Source organism: Streptomyces smyrnaeus, from assembly GCF_017676345.1.
In the GTDB taxonomy this organism is placed as follows: Bacteria; Actinomycetota; Actinomycetes; order Streptomycetales; family Streptomycetaceae; genus Streptomyces; species Streptomyces smyrnaeus.
Genome location: NZ_JAFFZM010000038.1, coordinates 21,573 through 46,154 on the forward strand (window position 1 = coordinate 21,573; position 24,582 = coordinate 46,154).

The 24,582-nt window shown below is 71.2% G+C and carries 18 protein-coding genes; 11 read left to right on the forward strand and 7 right to left on the reverse strand.

Annotated elements, in window-relative coordinates:
- Window positions 1-46: 46 nt before the first annotated feature.
- Window positions 47-1,255 carry a PucR family transcriptional regulator gene (locus JW613_RS34235; protein WP_209214984.1) on the reverse strand — a complete coding sequence of 403 codons (1,209 nt, stop codon included), beginning with the start codon at window positions 1,253-1,255 and terminating at the stop codon, window positions 47-49.
- Window positions 1,256-1,515: 260 nt separating this feature from the next.
- On the opposite strand from JW613_RS34235, the gene JW613_RS34240 reads away from it, so the two are divergent.
- From JW613_RS34240 to JW613_RS36510, 3 genes are all read left to right on the forward strand, one after another.
- Complete coding sequence (locus tag JW613_RS34240; RefSeq protein ID WP_209214987.1) at window positions 1,516-2,442, forward strand: proline dehydrogenase family protein; 927 nt, start codon at window positions 1,516-1,518, stop codon at window positions 2,440-2,442.
- Window positions 2,443-2,528: 86 nt separating this feature from the next.
- Window positions 2,529-4,160 carry an L-glutamate gamma-semialdehyde dehydrogenase gene (pruA, locus tag JW613_RS34245; RefSeq protein ID WP_209214989.1) on the forward strand — a complete coding sequence of 544 codons (1,632 nt, stop codon included), beginning with the start codon at window positions 2,529-2,531 and terminating at the stop codon, window positions 4,158-4,160.
- Between the two features lie 335 nt (window positions 4,161-4,495).
- Window positions 4,496-4,624 (forward strand): hypothetical protein, encoded by a 129-nt coding sequence (locus JW613_RS36510; RefSeq protein WP_019355765.1) that lies wholly within the window; start codon window positions 4,496-4,498, stop codon window positions 4,622-4,624.
- A 139-nt stretch (window positions 4,625-4,763) separates the two neighbouring features.
- Here JW613_RS36510 and JW613_RS34250 read toward each other — a convergent pair whose 3' ends face one another.
- Window positions 4,764-6,401, reverse strand: a complete 1,638-nt coding sequence (locus JW613_RS34250) for a purple acid phosphatase family protein (protein ID WP_209214991.1) — start codon at window positions 6,399-6,401, stop codon at window positions 4,764-4,766.
- 172 nt (window positions 6,402-6,573) lie between these two features.
- On the opposite strand from JW613_RS34250, the gene JW613_RS34255 reads away from it, so the two are divergent.
- From JW613_RS34255 to cimA, 4 genes are all read left to right on the forward strand, one after another.
- Window positions 6,574-7,641 carry a 3-isopropylmalate dehydrogenase gene (locus tag JW613_RS34255; RefSeq protein WP_209215000.1) on the forward strand — a complete coding sequence of 356 codons (1,068 nt, stop codon included), beginning with the start codon at window positions 6,574-6,576 and terminating at the stop codon, window positions 7,639-7,641.
- Between the two features lie 226 nt (window positions 7,642-7,867).
- Complete coding sequence (locus tag JW613_RS34260; protein ID WP_209215002.1) at window positions 7,868-8,974, forward strand: branched-chain amino acid aminotransferase; 1,107 nt, start codon at window positions 7,868-7,870, stop codon at window positions 8,972-8,974.
- Window positions 8,975-9,140: 166 nt separating this feature from the next.
- Window positions 9,141-10,787, forward strand: a complete 1,647-nt coding sequence (locus JW613_RS34265; RefSeq protein WP_209215009.1) for an alkaline phosphatase D family protein — start codon at window positions 9,141-9,143, stop codon at window positions 10,785-10,787.
- 308 nt (window positions 10,788-11,095) lie between these two features.
- Entirely contained in the window at window positions 11,096-12,700 is a 1,605-nt protein-coding gene (gene cimA / locus JW613_RS34270; protein WP_209215011.1) for a citramalate synthase, read from the forward strand.
- Window positions 12,701-12,751: 51 nt separating this feature from the next.
- On the opposite strand, the gene JW613_RS34275 is transcribed toward cimA, so the two are convergent.
- The 4 genes from JW613_RS34275 to ureA all read right to left on the reverse strand — a co-directional run bounded on the left by JW613_RS34275 (window position 12,752) and on the right by ureA (window position 16,987).
- Window positions 12,752-13,300 carry a TetR/AcrR family transcriptional regulator gene (locus JW613_RS34275; protein ID WP_245226859.1) on the reverse strand — a complete coding sequence of 183 codons (549 nt, stop codon included), beginning with the start codon at window positions 13,298-13,300 and terminating at the stop codon, window positions 12,752-12,754.
- Window positions 13,301-13,440: 140 nt separating this feature from the next.
- Window positions 13,441-14,478, reverse strand: coding sequence for an agmatine deiminase family protein (locus JW613_RS34280; protein ID WP_209215022.1), 1,038 nt, complete (start codon window positions 14,476-14,478; stop codon window positions 13,441-13,443).
- A gap of 65 nt (window positions 14,479-14,543) precedes the next feature.
- Window positions 14,544-16,262 (reverse strand): urease subunit alpha, encoded by a 1,719-nt coding sequence (locus tag JW613_RS34285; protein WP_209215024.1) that lies wholly within the window; start codon window positions 16,260-16,262, stop codon window positions 14,544-14,546.
- Entirely contained in the window at window positions 16,259-16,987 is a 729-nt protein-coding gene (gene ureA / locus JW613_RS34290) for an urease subunit gamma (RefSeq protein WP_209215026.1), read from the reverse strand. The genes JW613_RS34285 and ureA overlap by 4 nt, the downstream gene beginning before the upstream one ends.
- Window positions 16,988-17,155: 168 nt before the next feature.
- Between ureA and JW613_RS34295 the strand changes: the two genes are divergently transcribed.
- The 3 genes from JW613_RS34295 (at window position 17,156) to JW613_RS34305 (ending at window position 20,846) form a co-directional block, all read left to right on the forward strand.
- The gene (locus tag JW613_RS34295) at window positions 17,156-18,670 is read left to right on the forward strand and encodes a cytosine permease (RefSeq protein ID WP_245226840.1); all 1,515 of its coding nucleotides are present in this window, start codon (window positions 17,156-17,158) and stop codon (window positions 18,668-18,670) included.
- 266 nt (window positions 18,671-18,936) lie between these two features.
- Window positions 18,937-20,577, forward strand: a complete 1,641-nt coding sequence (locus JW613_RS34300; RefSeq protein ID WP_245226843.1) for an acyl-CoA carboxylase subunit beta — start codon at window positions 18,937-18,939, stop codon at window positions 20,575-20,577.
- 11 nt (window positions 20,578-20,588) lie between these two features.
- Complete coding sequence (locus JW613_RS34305) at window positions 20,589-20,846, forward strand: acyl-CoA carboxylase epsilon subunit (RefSeq protein ID WP_209215028.1); 258 nt, start codon at window positions 20,589-20,591, stop codon at window positions 20,844-20,846.
- A 169-nt stretch (window positions 20,847-21,015) separates the two neighbouring features.
- On the opposite strand, the gene JW613_RS34310 is transcribed toward JW613_RS34305, so the two are convergent.
- Window positions 21,016-21,204 carry a hypothetical protein gene (locus JW613_RS34310; protein WP_209215030.1) on the reverse strand — a complete coding sequence of 63 codons (189 nt, stop codon included), beginning with the start codon at window positions 21,202-21,204 and terminating at the stop codon, window positions 21,016-21,018.
- Window positions 21,205-21,765: 561 nt separating this feature from the next.
- Here JW613_RS34310 and JW613_RS34315 point away from each other — a divergent pair.
- On the forward strand, window positions 21,766-24,582 hold a 2,817-nt coding region (locus JW613_RS34315; protein WP_209215033.1), incomplete at its 3' end, for a nitrate- and nitrite sensing domain-containing protein.

Consider the following 24,582-nt stretch of genomic DNA (forward strand, 5'->3'; position numbering starts at 1 on the left):
GTGTGGCTTGGCGCGCAGTTCCCCGCGCCCCTTCGGGGCGCGGGCCTCAGCCCAGGCGTTCGGTCTTCAACGCCATGTGGAGAAGGAGCCGGTCCTCGCCCTCGTCCAGGTCGAGCCCGGTGAGACGCTCCACCCGGGAGAGCCGGTAGTAGAGGGTCTGCCGGTGGATGCCGAGCACGGCGGCGGCCCGCCCCGCCTGGCCTGCGCAGTCGAGGAAGACCTCCGCCGTCCGTGCCAGTTCGCGATGGGTGGGGCGCAGCAGTTCCCGTACGGCGGGATCGGGTGGGGAGCCGGGGGTGCGGGGGATGCCGGTGAGCATGCGGTAGGGGCCGATGGTGTCCCACTCGGCGAGGGCGCCCGGTCGGGAGGCGGCGGCTGCCGCCCGGGCCGCGGCGCGGGCCTCGCGCCAGGCGGCGGGCAGGTCCGCCAGGTCGGTACGGGGGCTGCTCAGCCCGGCGGTGGGGCCCGGCCGGGCGGCGCCCTCGGGCTCCGCCGGGGGCGTCGCGGGCCGGCCGGGGGAGCGCAGCAGCCGGTCGGCCGCCGTACGGGCCGCCTCCAGACCGTGCGGGGTACGCAGCCGAACGAGCGCGGCCAGCGCGCCGTCCCGTACGCACTGCGCCGCGAGCCGGGGGAGTGCGGCGGGCGGCGGCGCCGCGGCCGGGTCCTCTTCCTCGGGCCACGGCAACACCGCCACCAGCACCAACGTCCCGGACGCGGCCTCGCCCAGTGCCGTGCGCAGCCCGGCGACCGCCTCGTCCCGTGCGGCCCCGCCGCGCTCGGCGAGCGCGGCGTGCAGCAGCCCTGCGGTCCGCTCCTCGGCGCGGGAGTCCGCCGCGAGCTGGGCGCCGGTGCGGCCGGCGACCGCCATCGCCGCGGCCAGCCGGGGATCGGTCAGCTCCAGCCGGCCGTCGTCCAGCAGCCAGATGTAGCCGTGGACGACCCCGCGGTCGCGCACCGGAAGACAGATCCTGCCGTGCACCACCCCCGCCGCCGGGTCGGGAGGGATCCGGACGGGGCCGTCGGCCCGGGCGATGCCGTAGCTCTCGAAGAAGGCCCGCACGGCCGGGGTGGAGCGGCGCTGCAGGATGGTGCGGGTGCGTACCGAGTCCAGCGCGGGCCCGGTCGCCTGCTCCTCGTCGTCCCCGCCCTCGTGCGCGCCGAAGGCGATCAGCGAGAAGTCCCGGCCCTCCAACGTGGCCGGGGTGCCCAGCAGCTGGGAGACCTCGTCGATCAGCGCCTGATAGTCCTCGCGCATGCCGTGGGCCTCCCGCAGCCGGTGCTGGTGTTGCTCGATGTCTTCCGGCGTCGCCCGGCGCCCCCGAGGGGCCGGTGTGTCGCCGTGTGTCGCCGCCACCATTCTCATACAGATGTCTGAGAGCCGGGCCACGGACGCGTGACACCTGTCGATGGTCCGGCCGGGGAAACGCTCCTTAACTTCGTAGTGGCTCCCGCGTCACGCCTTCGCTGCGCGCGCGTCATCGAGCCGCCCACAAGAACAATCCGTGGAGGTGCCCCGTGCTGGGACCCGTGCTCCTCGCCGCCGCGCGCAGCGACAGCATCCGCCGCCTCGTCTCGGCCGCTCCGGTCACCCGCCCGATGGTGGACCGGTTCGTGGCGGGCGAGCAGCTCGATCAGTGTCTGGCCTCCGTCACGACGCTCGCCGGACGCGGTATGCAGGTCACCATCGACCATCTCGGCGAGGACATCACCGACCGGTCGGAAGCCCTCCGCAACCGTGACGCCTACCTGGCGCTGTGCGACGCGCTGGCCGGTGCCGGGCTCGCGGAGCACGCCGAGATGTCGGTCAAGCTCTCCGCCTTCGGGCAGGCGCTCCCGGGCGGGCACGACCTGGCCTATGAGAACGTCCTGCCCGTCGTGGAGGCCGCCACCGCCGCCGGTACGACGGTCACCCTGGACATGGAGGACCACACCACGATCGACTCCACGCTCGCCGTCCTCGGACAGCTGCGTGAGCGCTTCCCCGGCACCGGCGCCGTGCTCCAGTCGTATCTCTTCCGCACCGAGGAGGACTGCCGCGCGCTGGCCGGCGACGGTTCCCGGGTCCGGCTGGTCAAGGGCGCCTACAAGGAGCCCGCCTCGGTCGCCTACCAGGACAAGCGCGAGGTCGACCGGGCGTATGTGCGCTGTCTGAAGATCCTCATGGCCGGCAAGGGCTACCCGATGGTGGGTTCCCACGATCCTCGCATGGTGGCCATCGCCCAGGACCTGGCCGAGCGTTACGGTCGAAAGCGGGACGACTTCGAATTCCAGATGCTCTACGGCATCCGCGGAGCCGAGCAGGAGCGACTGGTCGCGCAGGGTCACCGGATGCGCGTCTATGTCCCGTACGGCACCGACTGGTACGGCTACTTCATGCGACGCCTCGCGGAGCGCCCGGCGAACATGGCCTTCTTCCTGAGGTCCCTGATCACCCGGAGCTGATCACCCGGAGCTGATCACTCGCCGCCGACCACCCAGCTGAGACGCCGGCACCGACCGACCGCCCGACCCCGACACAAGGAGCAACCGTGGACGCTGTGACCCAGGTCCCCGCCCCGTACAACGAGCCGGTGCACACCTACGCACCCGGCAGCCCCGAGCGTGCGCGTCTGGAGGCCAAGCTCAAGGAGCTGGCCGACAACCCGCGTGAGCTGCCCATGACCATCAACGGCGTCAAGCGCATGGGGGGCGGCGAGCGCGTCGACGTCGTGCAGCCGCACAACCACCAGAAGGTCCTGGGCACCTACGCGACGGCCACCCGGCAGGACGCGCAGGACGCCATCGACGCGGCACTCGCCGCGGCTCCGGCCTGGCGTGCGATGTCCTTCGACGACCGGGCCGCGATCATCCTCAAGGCCGCCGAGCTGCTGTCCGGCCCCTGGCGCGAGACGATTGCCGCCTCCACCATGCTCGGCCAGTCCAAGACGGCCCAGCAGGCCGAGATCGACGCGCCCTGCGAGCTGATCGACTTCTGGCGCTTCAATGTGCACTTCGCGCGCGAGCTGATGACCGAGCAGCCGCTGGTCCAGCCCAACGGGATCTGGAACCGCATGGACCACCGCCCGCTGGAGGGCTTCGTCTATGCGATCACGCCGTTCAACTTCACCGCCATCGCGGGCAACCTGCCCACGGCCCCGGCCCTGATGGGCAATGTGGTGGTCTGGAAGCCGTCCCCGACCCAGACCCACTCCGCCGTGCTGCTCATGGAGCTGCTGGAGGAGGCCGGGCTGCCCAAGGGCGTCATCAACCTGGTGACCGGTGACGGCAAGGAGGTCTCCGAGGTCGCCATCCCGCACCCGGAGCTGGCCGGTATCCACTTCACCGGCTCGACGGCCACCTTCCAGCACCTGTGGAAGAGCGTCGGCGAGAACATCTCCACCTACAAGTCCTACCCGCGCATCGTCGGCGAGACCGGCGGCAAGGACTTCATCGTCGCCCACTCCTCGGCCGACCAGGCCGTACTCAAGACCGCCATCACCCGTGGCGCCTTCGAGTACCAGGGCCAGAAGTGCTCGGCCGCCTCCCGCGCCTACCTGCCCCGCTCCATCTGGGAGGGCGGCTTCAAGGAGGCGCTGGCCACCGAGGTGCAGGGGCTGGCGATGGGCGATGTGACGGATCTGTCCAACTTCATCGGCGCCGTCATCGACGACCGCGCCTTCGCCAAGAACAAGGCCGCCATCGAGCGCGCCAAGGCGGACCCGTCCTGCGAGATCCTGGTCGGCGGCACCTACGACGACAGCGTCGGCTACTTCGTCTCGCCGACCGTCATCGTCTGCTCCGACCCGGAGAACGAGGTCTTCAAGACCGAGTACTTCGGCCCGATCATCGCGATCCACGTCTACGAGGACGAGGAGTGGGACGCGATGCTGGACCAGATGGAGTCGGCCTCCGCGTACGCGCTGACCGGCGCCGTGCTCGCCAAGGACCGGGCGGTCCTGGCCGAGGCCTCCGAGAAGCTGCGGTTCGCCGCGGGCAACTTCTACCTCAACGACCGGCCCACCGGGTCGATCGTCGGGCAGCAGCCCTTCGGCGGCGCGCGGGCCTCGGGCACGAACGACAAGGCCGGCTCGAAGTTCAACCTGATCCGCTGGTCCTCGCCGCGCGCGATCAAGGAGACCCAGGTCGCGCCGACCGACTACCGGTACCCGCACATGGGCTGATGCCCCCGTGACCGCTGTGCGATGAGGGCCCGGCCCCCTTCTCCTCCGTACGGATGGAGGGGGCCGGGCCCGTTCTCGTGTTCGGCTCGGATGTGGGGCTCGTCTCAGATAGTAGGAAGCCCAACTATTTGGCGAGACATCACGGCTGAGGCCTTCTATCTTTGTAGGAAGCCGATCGTCCCGCTCGACCGAGCGCTTCGCGGATGTGGCGCCCGTGCGTCCCAGGCAGGTGATCCCTGCCGCACCGGTTGTCCCCGCACCGTTGGCTGTCCGGCAGATCTCTCCTCGCGTCTTGCGTCAAGCGTCATGCGCCGTGCAGAAGGAGTTGCATTCCTATGGCCACGCCCACAGCCACCCACGTTCCCGCCTCTCGCGTTCGCCGCTCCCGTGCCGCCGCCCGCCTCCGCGAAGAGGACCGCCGCAAGGCGGCCGAAGCGCTGCAGCGCGCCTTCGACCGCCGCTGACCCCTCCGGGGCGCCCAGCCCCGCAGAGGGTTGCCCTTGGGGGCTGGGAGGTGGCCCTTTCAGGGGCGCGGGGAACTGCGCGAGCGACCACAACGCGCCCGCAGCCTGCGACGCGCAGCAAGGGGCAGCCCCTCCCCGATCAGCGGCGCACCACGAAGTGGTCGACGCGGCGGCCCGACCGAGCCAGCGCGGTCACCGAGAGCGACGGCCGCCGCCCGCCCTCGCACTCCACGGCGAGGAACGAGAAGCCCGTGTAGCGGATACGGGACCACTCCACCTCGCCCCGCTCCTCGCGGCGGCCCTCACCCCAGCGGATGCCGGGAACGCTGTCCCGCTCCTCGATGTGCCCCTCGTAGCTGTCCGGCGCCGAGAAGTCGTACAGCTCCCTCCCGCCCCCGCCGGCGGTGACGTAGACCGTGCCGTCGCGCACCGGATCGGTCACGTCGCCCACCCGAACCGCCCGGGTGGGCGCACCGCCCCGCAGGGGATCGGTGCGTTCGTACACATGGTTGTGCCCGTTGATCACCAGGTCGACGTGGTGCTTCTCGAACAGCGCCACCCACGCCTCCCGCACCCCGCCGTCCGAACCGTGGGTGGCGGTCGAGTACGCGCAGTGGTGGAAGAAGACGACGACGAAGTCGATGCCCCGCGCGGCGCGCATCCGCTTGAGCGTGCGCTCCAGCCACCGCGTCTGCGCCCCGTCGGTGTAGCCCCGGTTGGCGGGGATCTCGTAGGAGACGTCGTTGGCGTCCAGGGCGATCACCCCCACGTTCCCGTACTCGAACGTGTAGACGCCGGGCGCCCGGTCGGGGTCCGGGCCGGTGCCGGGCAGGGACCAGCGGGCGGTCTGGCCGCCGTAGCCGTCGGGGGAGTACCACGCTTCCATGTCGTGGTTGCCCGTGGTCACCATCCACGGCACGCGGGAGGCGACCGGTTCGGTCTGGGCCAGGAGCTGGTCCCACAGGCGCGCGTCGTAGGTGTCGGACTTCTTGCCGTGCCCGGTGTCGTCGGCGTAGCAGATGTCTCCCGCGTGCAGATGGAACGCCGGATTCTGGCCGAGCACCGCCTGGCCGCCTGTCAGCGCCTCGGGGCCGACGCCCTGGTCGCCGAAGGCGGTGAAGACGAACGGCTCCGTGCTGTCGGCGGGCGCGGTGGTGAACGACCCCACGGTGCCCAGCCGTTCGGCGGCGGTGGGGTCGAAGCCGTCGTGTCCGACGCCGTAGTAGTACGTCGTGCCCGGGCGCAGCCCGTCCAGGCCGACGTGCAGATAGAGCTGCTCGACGGCGGGCAGCCCACGGCCGAGCGAGGGGGTGTGCAGGTCGCGTACCTCCGCCGGGACCTTCCGGTCCAGCTCCCACGGCTTGAGTCCGACCCGCAGATACGGGCGCCGGACGGCGAACGGCACCTGCCAGGAGACGTTCATCCGGGTCTTCGGGTCGGCGCCGAACGCCAGGTGGCGGCCGAACGGCGCCACCAGCTTGCCGTCCACCACGGCCTTGGACGGCGCCGGCGCGGGAGGCCCACCGGCGTCGGCGGGGTTGCCGGGACCTTGGTCGAGTGCGGTGTCGGAGCCGACGACCAGCCCGGCGGCACCGGCGGCGCCCGCCACCATCAGCCCGCCGCCGCGCAGTACCCCGCGCCGGGTGGGGCCGCTCCGGCCGGTGGAGCGGGGCGAGCGGGTCAGCTTTTCGCGCAGATAGGCGTGCTGCTCGGCCATGCTCATCCGCGCGGCGAGCCGGGCGGGGATCCCGAGGTTCGGCAGATCGTTCGCGGCCATGGGCCCACGGTCTCAATGAGCGCCAACTGCCGGAAGACGCCGACGGGTACGTGTGGTGAACGGCGTTCGTCGGCAGCCGCAACGGTGTGCGCGGGGCCTCGCGCCCTCCGCCGCCGTCCGTCATACGGACAGCCTTATGTCACAGCCTGGGACGGAGAGTAGTGTCGGGCGCATGTCTTCAGGAACGGCCTCCCGCACGGACCGCACCATCGACCTCGCAGTGATCTCCGGCGACGGAATCGGCCCCGAGGTCGTCGCCCAGGGCCTCAAGGTCCTCACCGCCGTCCTCCCGCAGGACGTCAAGCTGGAGACGCACGAGTACGATCTCGGCGCCAAACGCTGGCACGCCACGGGGGAGACGCTCACCGACGAGGAGCTGGAGCGGCTCAAGGCGCACGACGCGATCCTGCTCGGCGCGATCGGCGACCCCGGCGTGCCCTCCGGGGTGCTGGAGCGCGGGCTGCTGCTCAAGCTCCGCTTCGCCTTCGACCACTTCGTCAATCTGCGCCCCTCCAAGCTCTTCCCGAACACCACCTCCCCGCTGGCGGGCAGCCCCGAGATCGACTTCGTCGTCGTCCGCGAGGGCACCGAGGGGCCGTACGTCGGCAACGGCGGGACGATCCGCAAGGGCACCCCGCAGGAGGTCGCCAACGAGGTGAGCGTCAACACCGCGTTCGGTGTGGAGCGGGTCGTGCGCGACGCGTACGCGCGGGCCCAGGCGCGTCCGCGCAAGAAGCTGACGCTGGTGCACAAGAACAATGTGCTGGTGCACGCCGGTCACCTGTGGAAGGACACCTTCGACCGGGTGGGGCGCGAGTACCCCGAGGTGACCACCGACTATCTGCACGTGGACGCCGCCACCATCTTCCTGGTCACCGACCCGGCGCGGTTCGACGTGATCGTCACCGACAACCTCTTCGGCGACATCATCACCGACCTCGCCGCCGCCGTCAGCGGTGGGATCGGCCTGGCCGCCTCCGGGAACATCAACCCCACCCGCCGGTTCCCCTCGATGTTCGAGCCCGTGCACGGGTCCGCGCCCGACATCGCCGGGACCGGGAAGGCGGACCCGACGGCCACGGTGCTCTCCGTCGCCCTGCTGCTGCGGCACCTGGGATACGAGACCGAGGCCGAGCGCATCGATGAGGCCGTCACCACGGACCTCGCCGAGCGGGACACCGCAGCGGCGCGGACCACCGAGGAGATCGGGGACGCCCTGGCGGCCCGAGTGGCCGGCTGACCCCTCCGGGTCACCGCCCGGCGACACATGTGCGCGCTGAGCAGGGCTGCCGTACCCGCGTCCGGTGGCGGTTGACCTGCGCGCGATAATCGGGGTGTGGACCGCCCCCGGCGAGGGTGCCCGGAGCACCGGCACCGTGCGGGGGCAGTCACCCCGATGGTCAGCCGCACCGTCGGGGCGGCTCACCCCGTGGGGGTCCGCATCACGACGAGTTAAGGACGCGGACATGACGACGCCCCGTATCGCATTCGATCTGAAGCCCGCCGCTCAACCTCTCGGTGCAGCCGAGCGCGAAGCGGTACTGGCGGACCCCGGTTTCGGGCGGTACTTCACCGACCACATGGTCACCATCCAGTGGACCGAGGGCCGCGGCTGGCACGATGCGCAACTGCAGCCGTACGCCCCGCTCCAGCTGGACCCGGCCAACATGACGCTGCACTACGCGCAGTCGATCTTCGAGGGGCTCAAGGCGTACCGGCAGCCGGACGGCTCGGTGAAGGTGTTCCGGCCCGACGCCAACGCCCGCCGCTTCCAGCGCAGTGCGCGCCGGCTGGCGATGCCCGAGCTCCCGGTGGAGGCCTTCATCGAGGCGTGCGACCTGCTGGTGGGTCAGGACAAGGCGTGGGTGCCCGGTGGGGGCGAGGCGTCGCTGTATCTGCGTCCGTTCATGTTCGCCACCGAGGTCGGGCTGGGGGTCCGGCCGGCGAACCAGTACACGTTCATGGTCATAGCGTCCCCGGCGGCCTCCTACTTCCCCGGCGGGGTCAAGCCCGTCTCGGTGTGGCTGTCCGAGGAGTACGTGCGCGCTGCTCCGGGCGGGACCGGGGAGGCCAAGTGCGCGGGCAACTACGCCGCTTCGCTGGTCGCCCAGGCCGAGGCCGCCGACAAGGGCTGTGACCAGGTCGTCTGGCTGGACGCCGTGGAGCGCCGCTACATCGAGGAGATGGGCGGCATGAACCTCTACTTCGTCCACGGCACCGGTGCCGACGCGCGGATCGTCACCCCGGAGCTGACCGGCACGCTGCTGCCGGGCATCACCCGGGACTCGCTGCTGCAGATCGCCGCCGACCTGGGATACGAGACCGGCGAGACGCGGATCACCACCGACGAGTGGCGCGCGGGCAACGCCGACGGCTCGATCAGCGAGGTCTTCGCCTGCGGGACCGCCGCCGTGATCACGCCTGTCGGTGAGGTCAAGTCGGCGCGCGGCGAGTGGAAGGTCGGCGACGGCGGTGCGGGGGAGATCACCATGAAGCTCCGGGAGAAGCTGCTGGCGATCCAGACCGGTCAGGCCGAGGACGAGCACGGCTGGATGCACACTGTCGCCTCCTGACGGGTAGCCCCTCACAGACATCGTGGGGCGTATCGGGTAAGCCCGGAACCGACTCGGCGTACATGTACCTGACATGCAGCGGTCGGGCTTCCGTAGCTGAAGTGCCTTTCGGCAGCGCTGTGATGACGGTGTCATCGACTGCCTCCCGGGAGGGCCGAGATCCACGATGCCGCCTCATGAGACGACACAGCAGGATCAGGAGAATCAGCAGGAGATCAGACGAGCGGCGGCCGCTTGGGGCCGCCGCCGTCTGCTGACCGTCACGGGCGCCGCCGCGGCACTCGCTTTCACCACCAACCTCCCGGGCAGCGCCCAGGCGGCAGAGGCGGACGCGCGCACGGCTGTCCGCGCCGACCCCTTCACCCTGGGCGTCGCCTCGGGCGACCCGCTGCCCGGCTCCGTGGTGCTGTGGACCCGGCTCGCGCCCGAGCCCTACGAGCCCGGCAGCGGACTGCCCAAGGCGCGGATCACCGTCCGGTGGGAGCTGGCCCACGACCGGCGCTTCCGCCGTGTCGTGCGCCGGGGGAAGACCACCGCGCACCCGGAGCTGAACCACGCGGTCCATGTGGAGGCCGAGGGGCTGGGTGCCGACCGCGTCTACTACTACCGTTTCCGCGTCGGCAAGTGGATCAGCCCGGTGGGCCGTACCCGGACGGCGCCGGCACCCGGCGCCGACCTGAACGAGCTGCGGCTGGCCGCCGTCTCCTGCCAGGCGTACCACCACGGCTACTTCACCGCCCACCGCCACCTCGCCGAGGAGGACGTGGACCTGGTCTTCCACCTCGGCGACTATCTGTACGAGTACGCCGTCGACGCGCACGGCGGCTCCCGCGCCTACACCGACCGGGAACTGCCGGCCCTCTTCAACCGGGAGACCGTCTCGCTGGAGGACTACCGGCTGCGGTACGCGCTCTACAAGTCGGACCCCGATCTGCAGGCCGCACACGCCGCGCACCCGTTCCTCGTCACCTGGGACGACCACGAGACGGAGAACAACTACGCGGACGACATCCCCGAGGACGGCGGTTCCACGGAGGACTTCCTGGTGCGCAGGGCCGCCGCCTACCGCGCCTACTGGGAGAACCTGCCGCTGCGCAGGCCCCAGCGGCCCAAGGGCCCCGACATGCAGCTCTACCGCCGGGTACGGTTCGGCAAGCTCGCCCAGTTCGACATCCTCGACACCCGCCAGTACCGCTCCGACCAGGCCTACGGCGACGGCTGGCACCGCCCGGGGCCCGAGTCGACGGACCCCTCCCGCACCATGGTCGGCGCCGCGCAGGAGCGCTGGCTGATCGACGGCTGGCGGGCCTCGGACGCCGTGTGGAACCTCGTGCCGCAGCAGGTCACCTTCTGCGAGCGGCGCAGCACCAGCGCCGCCGACTACAAGGTCAGCATGGACGCCTGGGACGGCGCCCCGGCCTCCCGCGACCGGCTGCTGGCGGGTGCGGAGAAGGCCGGCGCCACCAATCTGATGGTGCTCACGGGGGATGTGCACCGGGGGTACGCGTACGACATCAAGCGCGACTTCGGGGACCAGAAGTCCCGCACCATGGGCACCGAGATCGTGGCCACCTCCATCACCAGCGGCCAGGACGGCGAGGACAAGCCCGCCAACTGGGACAGCTACATGGGCGCCAACCCGCACATGAAGTTCTACAACGGTCACCGCGGCTATGTGACGGTGCGGCTGGACAAGCGCCAGGCCCGTGCGGACTTCCGTACGGTCGCCGTCGTCACCAGGCCGGGGGCGCCGATCAGCACCGCGGCCTCGTTCGTCACCCGGGTCGGCGATCAGGGGCTGCACGAGGTGTGAGCCGACGGGCCGTTTCCGCATCGTGAGACGGGAGGGGGCACTGGGGCGGTGTTGTGCAAGACTTCCCCCGTGCCCTCGTTCGTCATGATTATTGGCAGCAGGCGCGCCGGTCCGCAGTGACCGACTGCCGTGGAACGACCCCTACGGCAGCGGCCACCGTGCCCCAGACCCGCGCGCAGACCTCTCGCACCCGCGAGGGGTTTTTTCGTTTTCCGGCCCACCCGGCCGAAGGCGGAGGCGCGAGGGATGATGGGGGCAAGTGGAGCGTTTCCTTCCGCAACCACTGAACCCAGCAGGAGCCATCAGCCATGACCCCCGACGACAGCTTCCACGTCTTCGACACCACCTTGCGTGACGGAGCACAGCGCGAGGGCATCAATCTGACCGTCGCCGACAAGCTGACCATCGCCCGCCACCTGGACGAGTACGGCGTCGGCTTCATCGAGGGCGGCTGGCCGGGCGCCAACCCGCGCGACACCGAGTTCTTCGCCCGCGCGCCCAAGGAGATCGACTTCCAGCACGCGCAGCTCGTCGCGTTCGGCTCCACCCGCAGGGCAGGCGTCCCCGCGCAGATCGACCCGCAGGTCAAGGCGCTGCTCGACTCGAAGGCACCCGTGGTCACCCTGGTCGCCAAGGCGCACGACCGCCATGTCGAGCTGGCCCTGCGCACCACGCTGGAGGAGAACCTGTCGATGATCTCCGAGACGGTCGCTCATCTGCGCGAGCACGGCCGTCGGGTCTTCGTCGACTGCGAGCACTTCTTCGACGGCTACCAGGCCAACCCCGGCTACGCCAAGCAGGTCGTCCGGGCCGCGCACGAGGCGGGCGCCGACGTGGTCGTGCTGTGCGACACCAACGGCGGCATGATCCCCGCCCGGATCCAGGCCGTCGTACGCACCGTCGCCGCGGACACCGGCGCCCGGCTGGGCATCCACGCGCAGGACGACACCGGCTGCGCCGTCGCCAACACGCTGGCCGCCGTGGACGGCGGCGCCACCCATGTGCAGTGCACCGCCAACGGCTACGGCGAGCGTGTCGGCAACGCCAACCTCTTCCCCGTCGTCGCCGCGCTGGAGCTCAAGTACGACAAGCGCGTACTGCCCGAGGGAGCGCTCGCCGAGACCACCCGCATCTCGCACGCCATCGCCGAGGTCGTCAATCTGACCCCCTCCACCCACCAGCCCTACGTCGGCACCTCGGCCTTCGCCCACAAGGGCGGGCTGCACGCCTCCGCCATCAAGATCGACCCGGACCTCTACCAGCACATCGCCCCCGAACTCGTCGGTAACACCATGCGGATGCTCGTCTCCGACATGGCAGGGCGCGCTTCCGTCGAGCTGAAGGGCAAGGAGCTCGGCTACGACCTGAGCGGCGAGCGGGAACTGGTCGGCCGCGTCGTCGAGCGCGTCAAGGAGCAGGAACTCAAGGGCTACACCTACGAGGCCGCCGACGCCTCCTTCGAGCTGCTGCTCCGCGACGAGGTGCACGGCGGAGCGACGGGCACCGCGCCCCGGTTCTTCCGCGCCGAGTCCTGGCGCGCCATCGTCGAGCAGCGGCCCGACGGGATGCAGGTCAACGAGGCCACGGTGAAGCTGTGGGCCAAGGGCGAGCGGATCGTCGTCACCGGCGAGGGCAACGGTCCCGTCGACGCGCTGGACCGGGCGCTGCGGGCCGGACTGGAGCGCATCCACCCCGAACTGGCGCGGCTGAACCTGGTGGACTACAAGGTCCGCATCCTGGAGGGCGCACACGGGGCGTCGTCCACCACGCGGGTACTGCTGTCGATGAGCGACGGCAGCGGGGAGTGGACCACGGTCGGCGTCGGCGACAACGTCATCGCCGCCTCCTGGCAGGCACTGGACGACGGCTACACGTATGGGCTGCTGCGCGCGGGGGTCGAGGCCCACGACTAGGGGCGCCGCTCTCCCCGCGAAGCTGGGGGAGGGGTACGCGACCGTGGGCGGTCAGTCGCCGCCCGGCGTGAGGGACTCGTCGAAGTGGTCGCGGACATGGCCGAGCGCCAGCTCCCGGTCCATGCCCGGCAGCCCCACCACCAGATGGGTACCGAAACCGTCCAGCAGCGCGCGGGTGCGGGTGGCGAACCGGTCCGCGTCGACCGCCGCGAACTCACCCTGCGCCATGCCCTCCACCAGCAGCGCCACCAGGTCCCGGTGCCAGCTCAGCTCCAGTTCGAGCTGGCGGGCCCGTACCTCGTCGTCGCCGGACTGCGAGCGGTTCCACACCTCCAGCCACAGCGCCCAGTGCGGATCCCGGTGGCCGTGGGGCAGATAGAGCTCCACCAGCGCGTCAAGCCGCTCGCGGACCGGGGTCCGGCGGGCCAGCGCGGCGCGCCGGGCCGCCCCCAACTGCTCCTCGCTCCACTGGAGGGTCTGCAGCAGCAACTCGTCCTTGGTCTTGAAGTAGTAGACGAGATGGCCGCTGCTCATGCCGACCTCGCGGCCGAGCGCGGCCATCGTCAGCCGGTCCAGACCGCGTTCGGCGATCATCTCCATGGCGGCGGCCAGCACCTGCTCCCTGGGCTGCGCCGCACGCCGAGGACTCCGCCGGCGCTTGCCCTCCGCCTCTGTGACCACCGCTGCGTTCCTCCAAGCCCCTCCGCGAGCCGTCGACCGTCGAGCCTAACCGGCCCGGTTCACACCCGGGGCTGCTGCTGGGTGATGCAGTGGATGCCGCCCCCGGCGGCGAACACCGTACGCGCGTCCACCAGCGTGACCGTCCGGCGGGGGAACAGCCGGCGGAAGATGTCGGCCGCGTGCTCGTCGCGCGGGTCGCCGAAGCCGCACAGGACGACCCCGCCGTTGCACAGGTAGTGGTTGACGTAGCTGTAGTCGACCGGCTCGCCCTCCGGGGTGTGCGTCACCGTCGGCGCGGGCAGCTCGACGACCTCCAGCTGCCTGCCCTTCGCGTCGGTGGCCGAGCGCAGCAGCTTCACCGTCTCCTTGCACAGGTCGTGGTCGGGGTGCGCGGGGTCGGGCTGGGTGTGTGCGACGACCACGCCGGGCGCGGCGAACGCGGCGACCAGGTCCACATGGCCCCGGGTGCCGTACGGGCCGTAGTCGGCGGTCAGTCCGCGCGGCAGCCAGATCGCCTTGCGGGTGCCGAGCCGCGCGTGGACCTCCGCCTCGACCTCCTCGTGCGTCCAGCCCGGGTTGCGCTCGGGGCCCAGCTGCACCGTCTCGGTGAGCAGCACCGTGCCCTCGCCGTCCACATGGATGCCGCCGCCCTCGTTGACCAGCGGCGAGGCGTGCACGGCAGCGCCCGCCCGCCCGGCGACGTACGCGCCGATCAGCTTGTCCCGCTCCCAGCGGGCCCACGGCTGGGCGCCCCAGCCGTTGAACGTCCAGTCGACGGCGGTCAGTCGGCCGCCCTCGACGACGAAGGTGGGGCCGATGTCGCGCATCCACGCGTCGTCCAGCGGCTGCCCGACGACCTCGATCTCGGGGCCGAGCTGTTCGCGCGCGCCCGCGACATCGTCCGGGCCGGCCACCATGGTGACCGGCTCGAAGCGGCGTACGGCGCGGGCGACGGACGCCCAGGCGGTACGTGCCTCGGCCAGCACCTCGGCGTCCTCGAACGTCGGGTTGGCGGCGGGCCATGCCATCCAGGTCCGCTCGTGCGGTGCCCACTCGGGCGGCATGAGGGGGGAGGCGGCGGGCGTGCGGGTGCTCATGGGTGGCGATTCCTTGTGGTTCTCGGTCTCTGCGGAGAGTGCTCGGAGGAAGTGTCGGAGGAGGGTCACAGGAAGTAGAGGCGGTTGAGCGAGACGCTCTGTGCCGGCTCGGAGCGCAGCGGCTCGCTGTCCAGCGTCACCAGGCCGGTGTGCTGGTCGACCTCCACCGTGCCCAGCCGCGCGTTGTGCACCAGGTCGGCCGGGCCGATCCCGCGGGTGCCGCGGACGCCGACCCGGCGGCGCCGGGTCGGCAGCATGTCACCGCCCCGCTCGACGGCGGCCTGCGACACGAAGGCGACGGACAACTCGGCGGGCGCCGCGCCGTGCGCCCCGAACTGCGGGCCCAGCACCAGGGGCTGGCTGGTGTCGGTCGCGGCGTTGGGGTCGCCGGTGACGCCCCAGGCGGGGAAGCCGGACTTGAGGACCAGCTGCGGCTTGGCGCCGAAGTAGGCGGGGTGCCACAGCACGATGTCGGCCATCTTGCCCACCTCCAGGGAACCGATCTCGTGCGAGAGACCGTGTGCGAGGGCCGGATTGAGGGTCAGCTTGGCGATGTAGCGCAGCACGCGCGCGTTGTCGTCCTCGCCGGCCCCGCCCCCGTCCGTCCCCGTGATCGCCTCGGCGCCCTCCAGTTCGCCGCGCTCGGCCTTGAGCTTGGCCGCCATCTGGAACGTACGGCGTACCGTCTCGCCCGCGCGGCCCATGCCCTGCGCGTCGGAGGAGGTGATGCCGATGGCCCCCAGGTCGTGCAGCACGTCCTCGGCGCCCATGGTGCCCGCGCGGATCCGGTCGCGGGCCATGGCCGCGTCTCCGGGCAGGTCCGGCTTGAGGTCGTGCACCGAGACGATCATCCCGTAGTGCTCGGCGACGGCGTCCCGGCCGAACGGCAGCGTCGGGTTGGTGGAGGAGCCGATGACGTTGGGCACCCCCGCCATCCGCAGCACGTTGGGTACATGACCGCCGCCGCAGCCTTCGATGTGGAAGGCGTGGATGGTCCGCCCGTCCAGCACCGCGAGGGTGTCCTCCACGGCCAGCGCCTCGTTCAGCCCGTCACTGTGCAGGGCGACCTGGACGTCGTACTCCTCGGCCACCCGCAGCGCGGTGTCCAGCGCCCGGTGGTGCGCGCCCATGTCCTCGTGCACCTTGAACCCGCAGGCCCCGCCCTCGGCCAGCGCCTCGACCAGCGGCGCCGGATGGGAGGAGGAGCCCCGACCCAGAAAGCCGATGTTGACCGGCCAGGCGTCGAACGCGGAGAACGCGTGCCCCAGCGCCCAGGGCGAGTTGACGCCCACGCCCCAGACCGGGCCGAACTCCTGACCGATGACGGTGGTGACACCGGAGGCCAGCGAGGCCTCCATGATGCGCGGGGACAGCAGATGGACATGGGTGTCCACGGCGCCCGCCGTGGCGATCATCCCCTCACCGGAGACGATCGAGGTGCCGGTGCCCACGACGACGTCCACCCCGTCGACGGTGTCGGGGTTGCCGGCGCGGCCGATCGCGTGGATACGGCCCTCGCGGATGCCGACGGACACCTTGCGGATGCCCTGCACGGCGTCGATCACCAGCACATTGCTGATCACCACGTCGCAGGTCTCCCGGACGGCTGCCGCCTTCAGATGCAGCCCGTCCCGCGCCGTCTTGCCGAACCCGGCCAGGAACTCGTCTCCCGGCTGCTGCGAGTCGGACTCGACGCGTACGACGAGCCCCGTGTCGCCCAGCCGCACCCGGTCACCCGCTCGGGGTCCGTGCACGGCCGCGTACTCACGCGCGTCCACGCTCATGCCTCTCCCTCCTCACGCTGACCGCTCCGGGGCCCGGCGCCCAGATATCCGCAGGCCGCCGCGCGTCGCAGCGCCTCCTCGCGGGCTCCGGGCGCGTCCAGCGGACCGTCCACCAGACCGGCGAAGCCGATGGCCACCCGCTCGCCGCCCAGCGGGACCAGTCCCACCTCGGCGGTGCCGCCCGGATCGAAGCGCACCGAGGAGCCGGCGGGCACGGCGAGCCGCATCCCGTAGGCGGCGGCCCGGTCGAAGGACAGCCGGGGGTTGGCCTCGAAGAAGTGGAAGTGCGAGGTGACGCTGACCGGTACGTCGGCGGTGTTGCGTACGGTCAGCGACAGCGCGGGCGGCCGCGCCGCGTACGCCGCGTCGGTGTGCTGCTCGGGGCCCGCGGGCAGCACGGCGCCGGGCCCCTGTCCGGTGCCCGGCCCGAGCGGGGCGGGGACCACCGCGAGCCGGGAGCCGTCGTCGAAGACGGCCTCCACCTGGATCTCGGTGAGCACCTCGGCCACCCCGGGCAGCACGTCGTCGGGGCCGAGCACCGCGCGGCCCGCCTCGATCGCCTCGGCGAGCCGGCACCCGTCGCGGGCGGCCTCGCACACGGTGTCGGCGATCAGCGCCGTTGCCTCCGGCACGTTGAGCCGTAGCCCTCTGGCCCGTCTGGCCCGTGCCAGTTCGGCCGTGCCGAAGATCAGCAGGCGGTCACGCTCGGTCGGACCCAGCCGCACGCTCTCCCACCTTCCGGTCGTGGTGATTGTCCCGATGTGTGTCCGGTCAGCATTTAGAGCATCGCTCAAATAGTCAAGTCTCTGTGCCCACCCATTGACCTCACAGCTACCCATGCTTCAGATTGAGCGCTGCTCAAACAAATGCCGGCCCCAGTCACAGGGAGCACCATGCGGATCGAGCAGCACGGCGTCGATGTGATCCCCGAAGCGGAGCGCACAGGCCGCCCCCGCGACATCGTCAGCTTTCTCATCGGGTCGAACCTGGCGCTCGGTGTCGTCATCTTCGGCTGGCTGCCGGTCTCCTTCGGGCTCGGCTTCTGGCCCGCCGTCTCCTCACTCGCGGTGGGCACCCTGGTCGGCACGGTGCTCGTCGCCCCGCTCGCGCTGGTCTCACTGCGCACCGCGACCAACCTGTCGACCAGCAGCGGCGCCCAGTTCGGCGTACGCGGTCGGCTGCTGGGCTCCGCGATCGGGCTGCTGCTCTCGCTCGGCTACACCGCTTTGACACTGTGGGTCGGTGGCGACGCGATGGTCGGCTCGCTGGCCCGGCTCTTGGGAATGTCCGACTCGGCCGCCGGCTACGCGCTCGTCTACGCGGTACTTGCCGTGTGCACCGCCGTGTGCGCCGTCTACGGCTACAAGCTGCTGCTGCGGCTGAGCCGCGTCCTGGCCGTGGGAATGACCGCGCTGCTGATCGTCGGTCTGTTCGCGTACGCGCCGCACTTCACCACCAGGGCGCCGGCCGGAACCGAGTATCTGCTCGGCGACTTCTGGACCACCTGGCTGCTGTCCGTCGTGGCTGCCGGACTCAGCGGTCCCATCGCCTTCATCACCCTGCTGGGCGACTACACCCGCTACATGTCGCCGACCCGCCACTCCTCCCGCCGCGTCTACCTCACCACCTGCGCCGGGCTCGTCCTCGGACTGCTGATACCCCAGCTGTTCGGCACCTTCACCGCGGTGGCCGTGGGCGCCGCCGACGACTACGCGGGGCCGCTGGTGCAGCAGGCGCCGTTCTGGTTCCTGGTACCGCTGCTGCTGGCCGCCTCCTTCGGCTCGATCGGCAACGCGGGACTGATGCTCTACTCCATGGGCCTCGACCTGGACGCCATCGTTCCGCGCACGACCCGAACCAGGGCCACCTACGCCGTGGCCGCCCTGGCGACGGCGCTGGTCTACCTCGGCCACTTCGTATGGGAAGCACAGGACGCGATGACGGCCTTCGTGCTGCTGCTGACCGCCGTCGGCACCCCCTGGGCCGTGATCGTGCTGATCGGGCACGCGCGCTGCCGGGGCCGCTACGACGCCGAGGCGCTCCAGGTGCTCAACCGGCGTTCGGTGGGCGGCCGTTACTGGTACACCGCGGGCTGGAACCCGCGCGCCACGCTCGCCTGGGCCACCGGCTCCGCCGTCGGCCTGCTGGCCGTCGACACCCCCCTTTACACCGGCCCCCTCGTCCCCCGCCTCGGCGGCTTCGACCTCAGCTTCCTCCTCTCCGCCGCCGTCACGGCGTCGGTGTTCCTGCTGGTGTCGGCGCCCGTCGGCGCGTCGACCCCCACCTCCGGGCCGGCCCCTGCCTCCGGGCCGGCCCCCGCCTCCACCGCCGGGGACACGCCGGGTGGCCGGCGCTCCGGGGAGGGCAGCCGGGACGTGGAGGGGCCGGCAGTGGCTCGTCGGCCCTGAACGGTTCGTCGGACCCGAGCACCCGGGCAGCACGCCACCGGGTACGGGCGCCCGGTACGGTGTGCTGCACCACGGCTCCGGTGGCCCGATCGACCACCGACAGGGGGCTGTGGGAATCCCACAGCCCCCGAGGCCTGCAATGAGAGAGTTCGCTGCTCATCGGCCGCCCCCTCATAAGGTTCTGTCCAGCGCTGCCATGAAACAGCCGCGGAGACTGTACGAATCTGACGACGGTGATCGGCGCTGCGGTTTCGTAGGGTCTATACATGACCGATCTGTCCCAGCCCTCGCCCCAGGCCGAGCAGGCTCCGCCTGGTTCGCCCGGTTCCATTCCCGCGCAGGACACCACTGCTGCGCAGGACACGCGCGGGCGCGTGGCCGAACTGCACGCGATCCGTGCGCAGGCCTACCAGGGCCCCAGCGAGCGGGCGACCGAGGCCCAGCACGCCAAGGGCAAGCTGACCGCCCGGGAGCGGATCGAGCTGCTCCTGGACGAGGGCAGCTTCCGCGAGATCGAGCCGCTGCGCCGGCACCGCGCCACGGGCTTCGGGCTGGAGGAGAAGAAGCCGTACACCGACGGCGTGATCACCGGCTGGGGCACCGTGCACGGCCGGACGGTCTTCGTCTACGCGCACGACTTCCGGATCTTCGGCGGGGCGCTCGGCGAGGCCCACGCCACCAAGATCCACAAGCTGATGGACAAGGCGATCGCGGCGGGGGCGCCGCTGGTCTCCCTCAACGACGGTGCCGGCGCCCGTATCCAGGAGGGCGTCGCGGCCCTGGCCGGGTACGGCGGCATCTTCCAGCGCAACACCAAGGCGTCCGGTGTCATCCCGCAGATCAGTGTGATGCTCGGCCCCTGTGCGGGCGGCGCGGCATACAGCCCCGCGCTGACCGACTTCGTCTTCATGGTCCGCGACACCTCGCAGATGTTCATCACCGGCCCGGACGTGGTGCAGGCGGTGACCGGCGCCGAGGTGAGCCAGGACGGCCTGGGCGGCGCCGATGTGCACGCGGCCACCTCCGGCGTGGCGCACTTCGCCTACGACGACGAGGAGACCTGCCTGGAGGAGGTCCGCTACCTCCTCTCCCTGCTGCCGCAGAACAACCGGGAGAACCCGCCCGCCGAGCCCACGGCGGACCCCGCCGACCGGCGCGGTGAAGCCCTGCTGGACCTGGTGCCCGCCGACGGCAACCGGCCGTACGACATGCGCAAGGTCATCGAGGAACTCGTCGACGACGGCGACTTCCTGGAGGTGCACGAGCGCTGGGCGACCAACATCATCTGCGCCCTGGCCCGGATGGACGGCGAGGTCGTCGGCATCGTCGCCAACCAGCCGCAGTCGCTGGCCGGAGTGCTGGACATCGAGGCCAGTGAGAAGGCGGCACGCTTCGTGCAGATGTGCGACGCCTTCAACATTCCGATCCTCACCCTGCTCGACGTGCCGGGCTTCCTCCCCGGCGTCGACCAGGAGCACGGCGGCATCATCCGGCACGGCGCCAAGCTGCTGTACGCCTACTGCAACGCCACCGTGCCCCGTATCTCCGTCGTCCTGCGCAAGGCGTACGGCGGTGCGTACATCGTCATGGACAGCCAGTCCATCGGCGCCGACCTGACGTTCGCCTGGCCGACCAACGAGATCGCGGTGATGGGGGCCGAGGGCGCCGCCAACGTCATCTTCCGCAAGCAGATCGCGTCGGCCGACGACCCCGAGGCCATGCGCGCCCGCATGGTCAAGGAGTACAAGGCCGAGCTGATGCACCCCTACTACGCCGCCGAACGCGGCCTGGTGGACGACGTCATCGACCCGGTCGAGACCCGCGAGGTGCTCATCCGGTCCCTCGCGATGCTGCGCAGCAAGCACGCCGACCTGCCGTCGCGCAAGCACGGCAACCCCCCGCAGTGATGGGAGCACACATGAACGAGACCCCGAAGGAGCCCGGCAGTACGGGCCCGCTGAGCGCCGAGGCGAACAGCGTGGTGCGCGTGGAGAAGGGCCGGGCGAACGCGGAGGAGCTGGCCGCGGTCACCGCGCTGCTCCTCGCCCGCGCCGCCGCCTCGACCCGCGCCGAGCACACGCAGCCGTCCGCGCACCGTGGGCGCCCGACCAAGGCGGGGTGGCGCCGGCTGGAGCGACAGCACGGCTTCCGCGCCCCGCACAGCTGGCAGGGCTGAGGCGCGGCCGCAGGGCTGAGGCCGAACAGACGACAAAGGCGCGTGCCCGAACCCCGGGAACAGGGTTCCGGCACGCGCCTCTGGTTCTTCCGGGTCGCGCAGACGACTGCGCACCTGGCTGTGTGACCAGCGCTGCTGTGTCCTCGGGCGCCGGGCCCGAAGGCGAGGGTCAGCTCGCCGGGGAGTCGACCAGTACGGTGCGGCGCGGGTTGGCGGTCCGCTCCGGAAGGGTGGCTTCCGCCTCCTGGGCCTCATGAGCGGCGACCGCTTCGGTCGTCAGCTCGTCGGCGTCCTTCAGGTGTGCCAGGGTGGTGCGCCGCGGGTTGGCTATGTTCCGCATGGTCGGTGTGGACTTCACTGGTGCCCTTACCTCGCTCGGCTTGTCATTTCAGTGCGCTGTGTAAACGCCGAGAGTAGGCGCGCTATTCCCATCCGGAACGTGATCTAGGCAACGACAGGTATGTGAGTTTGCTCACGAGACCGTTACCAAAACCGACATAAGTAATCGTTGAAACCGGGACCGTAATCGGACACGGCGGGCTAAAGGTGTAATACGCGCGCACTGCCGAGTAGTTGGACACCGCACGCATCGTCGCGGTCCCGTGCGTTCGACCGGGAGGAATCCGGCATTCCATGGCGGCGGCCGAACTCTTTGTAAAAGTTTGTGTGCGTTCGGTTACCGACTCTCAAGGGTTATCCACAGCCCTTGTTGGAGATCCGGCACTGTGCTGGAATTCCACGGACCGCCGCAGGACGAAACAGACCGGAGCGCGACGGGTGCCACAGAGCGGCGCCGCGCGACGGTGATGAGGGGACGCGCCGGTCATCACGACCGCCATGGGGGACTCGGACCCCCACGACTCGATACCGTCCCGCCGTCGCGAGCGGGGGGACGCCTGGTCCAGAGGTTGCGACGCTAGTGCAGGGACGTTTCAAGAGGGATGGCAGCGCTGAGGGAGCCCCGGAGGCGCAAGGCTCGGCCGGCGGTTCCCAGCCCCAGCGTGCCCAGGACGGCGGGCCCGCGGGTGGTGAGCAGGGCGCGCTTTCCGGTCAGCAGATGAGCACCGCGCAGGGTGCCGGGAAAGGCAAGGCCGACAAGGGAAAGGCCGGCAAGGGGAGCAAGCAGGGCAAGGCCGACAAGTCGGCCAAGGGGGAGAGCGGCGCCAAGGGCAAGGACACCCCCGAGGGCCCCGACCTCGGATCCCGGGTGGCCCTGCGCAACTGGCGCATCAGCACCCGCCTGGTCTCCCTCCTCGCGCTGCCCGTCATCGCCGCCACCACGCTCGGCGGCATGCGGATCTCCAGCTCGCTGCAGAACGTCGACCAGCTCGACAACATGAAGCTCCTCACCGAGATGACGGAGCAGGCCACCAATCTGGCGGCGAAGCTTCAGGACGAGCGCGACAAGTCGGCCGGCCCGCTGGTGAGCACCGGCAACGAGAAGGACGAGTCCGTCGTCGCCCCGCGCGAGGAGACCGACAAGGCCTTCCGGTCCTTCAAGAAGGCCACGGCCGACATCGACAGCAGCGACAAGGTGATGGCGGGGGTCAACTCCACCGTCCTGGACATCCTGCGTCAGGTCGAAGCGATCAACTCGATCCGCGAGCGCGCCTACGAGAACCCGGACAACGTCTCCCAGACGGTCAACGCCTACAACCAGCTGATCGACTCGCTGCTCTCCCTCTCGCAGGACATGGCGCAGGCGACCAGCAACTCGGAGATGATCCGCAGCACCCGCGCGCTGGCCGCCTTCTCCAGCGCCAAGGAGTACGCCTCCATGCAGCGCGCGATCATCTCCGCCGGACTGGCCCACCAGCCCCGCCCCAAGCTCTCCGAGAACGACCGGCTCTACGCCCGGACCGCCGACGACAGTGAGGAGGCCGAGCTCGACAGCTTCGGCCAGATCTACGGCGCCAAGGACACCGAATCCCTCCTCAAGCCGCTCACCGGCGGCGATGTCAACGTCCGGCTCGCGGACAACTACAGCAAGCGGATGCTGCACAGCCCGGACGCGATCCGGAAGCAGAAGCGCACCTACGTCGACTGGATGGACCAGGACGCCTCCAAGATCGACAACATGGGGAAGATCGAGCGCACGCTGCTGGAGCAGATGGAGCAGCAGGCGCGCGAGCTGCGCTCCGAGGCCCAGCGCGAAGCGCTGATCAGCGGTGCGCTCATCCTGCTCGTCCTCGGCATCTCGCTGGTCGGCGCGTTCGTCGTCGCCCGCTCCATGGTCCGCTCGCTGCGCCGCCTGCAGGACACCGCGCAGGACGTGGCCCGCAAGCGGCTGCCCGAGCTGGTCAAGCAGATGTCCGAGGCCGAGCCGCAGGACGTGGACACCTCCGTGGAGTCCGTCGGCGTGCACAGCCGGGACGAGATCGGCAAGGTGGCCGCGGCCTTCGACGACGTCCACCGCGAGGCCGTCCGCCTCGCCGGTGAGCAGGCGCTGCTGCGAGGCAACGTCAACGCGATGTTCACCAACCTCTCGCGGCGCAGCCAGGGCCTGATCCAGCGCCAGCTCTCGCTCATCTCCGAACTGGAGTCCCGCGAGGCCGACCCGGACCAGCTCTCCTCGCTCTTCAAGCTCGACCACCTCGCCACCCGCATGCGCCGCAACGGCGAGAACCTGCTGGTCCTCGCCGGTGAGGAGCCCGGCCGCCGCTGGACGCGCCCCGTCCCGCTGGTCGACGTGCTCCGTGCCGCCGCCTCCGAGGTGGAGCAGTACGAGCGCATCGAGCTCAACTCGGTACCCACGACCGAGGTCGCGGGCCGCGTCGTCAACGACCTCGTCCACCTGCTCGCCGAGCTGCTGGAGAACGCCACCTCCTTCTCCTCGCCGCAGACCAAGGTCAAGGTCACCGGCCATGCGCTGCCCGACGGCCGGGTGCTCATCGAGATCCACGACACCGGTATCGGGCTGTCGCCCGAGGATCTGTCCGCGATCAACGAGCGGCTGGCCAACCCGCCGACGGTGGACGTCTCCGTCTCCCGTCGCATGGGCCTGTTCGTGGTCGGCCGGCTCTCCTTGCGGCACGGCATCCGCATCCAGCTGCGCCCCTCCGACTCCGGGGGCACGACCGCGCTGGTCATGCTCCCCGTCGATGTCGCACAGGGCGGTGCCCAGGGTCCGAAGGGCCGTCCCGGAGCGGGCACGCCCGGCGGCCAGGGCGGGCCGCCGCCCCCGCAGGCCAGGGGCGGCAGCAAGGGCGGCAACCTCGCGGCGGCGTTGCAGCGCGGCCCGCAGAACGGCGCCCCGGGCGCTCCGGGTCAGGCGCCCGCCGGTGCCGGGATCGGCGCCGGTGAGCCCTCGCGCATGGGCGCGCTGCCCCCGCGCGGCCAGGACACGGGCGGATCCCGCCCCGCGCTGCCCGCCCGGGACGCCGGCCGGACCCAGGTCGGTTCGGGCGGCGGCAGTTCCGTCAACTTCTTCGGCGCACCGCCCAACCCGGCCCGCCCGGGCGAGGCACCGGCCGGCCCCGGCAGCGGGGGCGACTCCCCCAACGGCGCCACCCCGCCGCTGCCCAACCGCGGCCAGGGCGGTCCCGCGGCCGAGCTCCCCGGCGCCCCGTCGGCTCCGCGCCCCCAACCGGCCACCGGCACCGGCCAGTTCGCACTGCCGCAGTCGGGCGATCCCGCGCAGACCGGCGAGTACCCGGGACCGGGTGGGCAGCAGCAGGGCCCCGGCAACACGGGACAGTTCCCGCAGATCGGCCAGGGCGGCCCCGCCGACACGGGT

Bases quoted from the DNA above. Each gene is read 5' to 3' on its own strand.
- JW613_RS34275 (WP_245226859.1), bottom strand. From the start codon at position 13,300: ATGGAGATGATCGCCGAACGCGGTCTGGACCGGCTGACGATGGCCGCG.
- JW613_RS34255 (WP_209215000.1), top strand. From the start codon at position 6,574: ATGTCTTCAGGAACGGCCTCCCGCACGGACCGCACCATCGACCTCGCA.
- JW613_RS34295 (WP_245226840.1), top strand. From the start codon at position 17,156: ATGCGGATCGAGCAGCACGGCGTCGATGTGATCCCCGAAGCGGAGCGC.
- cimA (WP_209215011.1), top strand. From the start codon at position 11,096: ATGACCCCCGACGACAGCTTCCACGTCTTCGACACCACCTTGCGTGAC.
- JW613_RS34250 (WP_209214991.1), bottom strand. From the start codon at position 6,401: ATGGCCGCGAACGATCTGCCGAACCTCGGGATCCCCGCCCGGCTCGCC.
- JW613_RS34300 (WP_245226843.1), top strand. From the start codon at position 18,937: ATGACCGATCTGTCCCAGCCCTCGCCCCAGGCCGAGCAGGCTCCGCCT.
- JW613_RS34305 (WP_209215028.1), top strand. From the start codon at position 20,589: ATGAACGAGACCCCGAAGGAGCCCGGCAGTACGGGCCCGCTGAGCGCC.
- JW613_RS34285 (WP_209215024.1), bottom strand. From the start codon at position 16,262: ATGAGCGTGGACGCGCGTGAGTACGCGGCCGTGCACGGACCCCGAGCG.
- JW613_RS34235 (WP_209214984.1), bottom strand. From the start codon at position 1,255: ATGCGCGAGGACTATCAGGCGCTGATCGACGAGGTCTCCCAGCTGCTG.
- JW613_RS34260 (WP_209215002.1), top strand. From the start codon at position 7,868: ATGACGACGCCCCGTATCGCATTCGATCTGAAGCCCGCCGCTCAACCT.
- JW613_RS34280 (WP_209215022.1), bottom strand. From the start codon at position 14,478: ATGAGCACCCGCACGCCCGCCGCCTCCCCCCTCATGCCGCCCGAGTGG.
- JW613_RS34265 (WP_209215009.1), top strand. From the start codon at position 9,141: ATGCCGCCTCATGAGACGACACAGCAGGATCAGGAGAATCAGCAGGAG.
- JW613_RS36510 (WP_019355765.1), top strand. From the start codon at position 4,496: ATGGCCACGCCCACAGCCACCCACGTTCCCGCCTCTCGCGTTCGCCGC.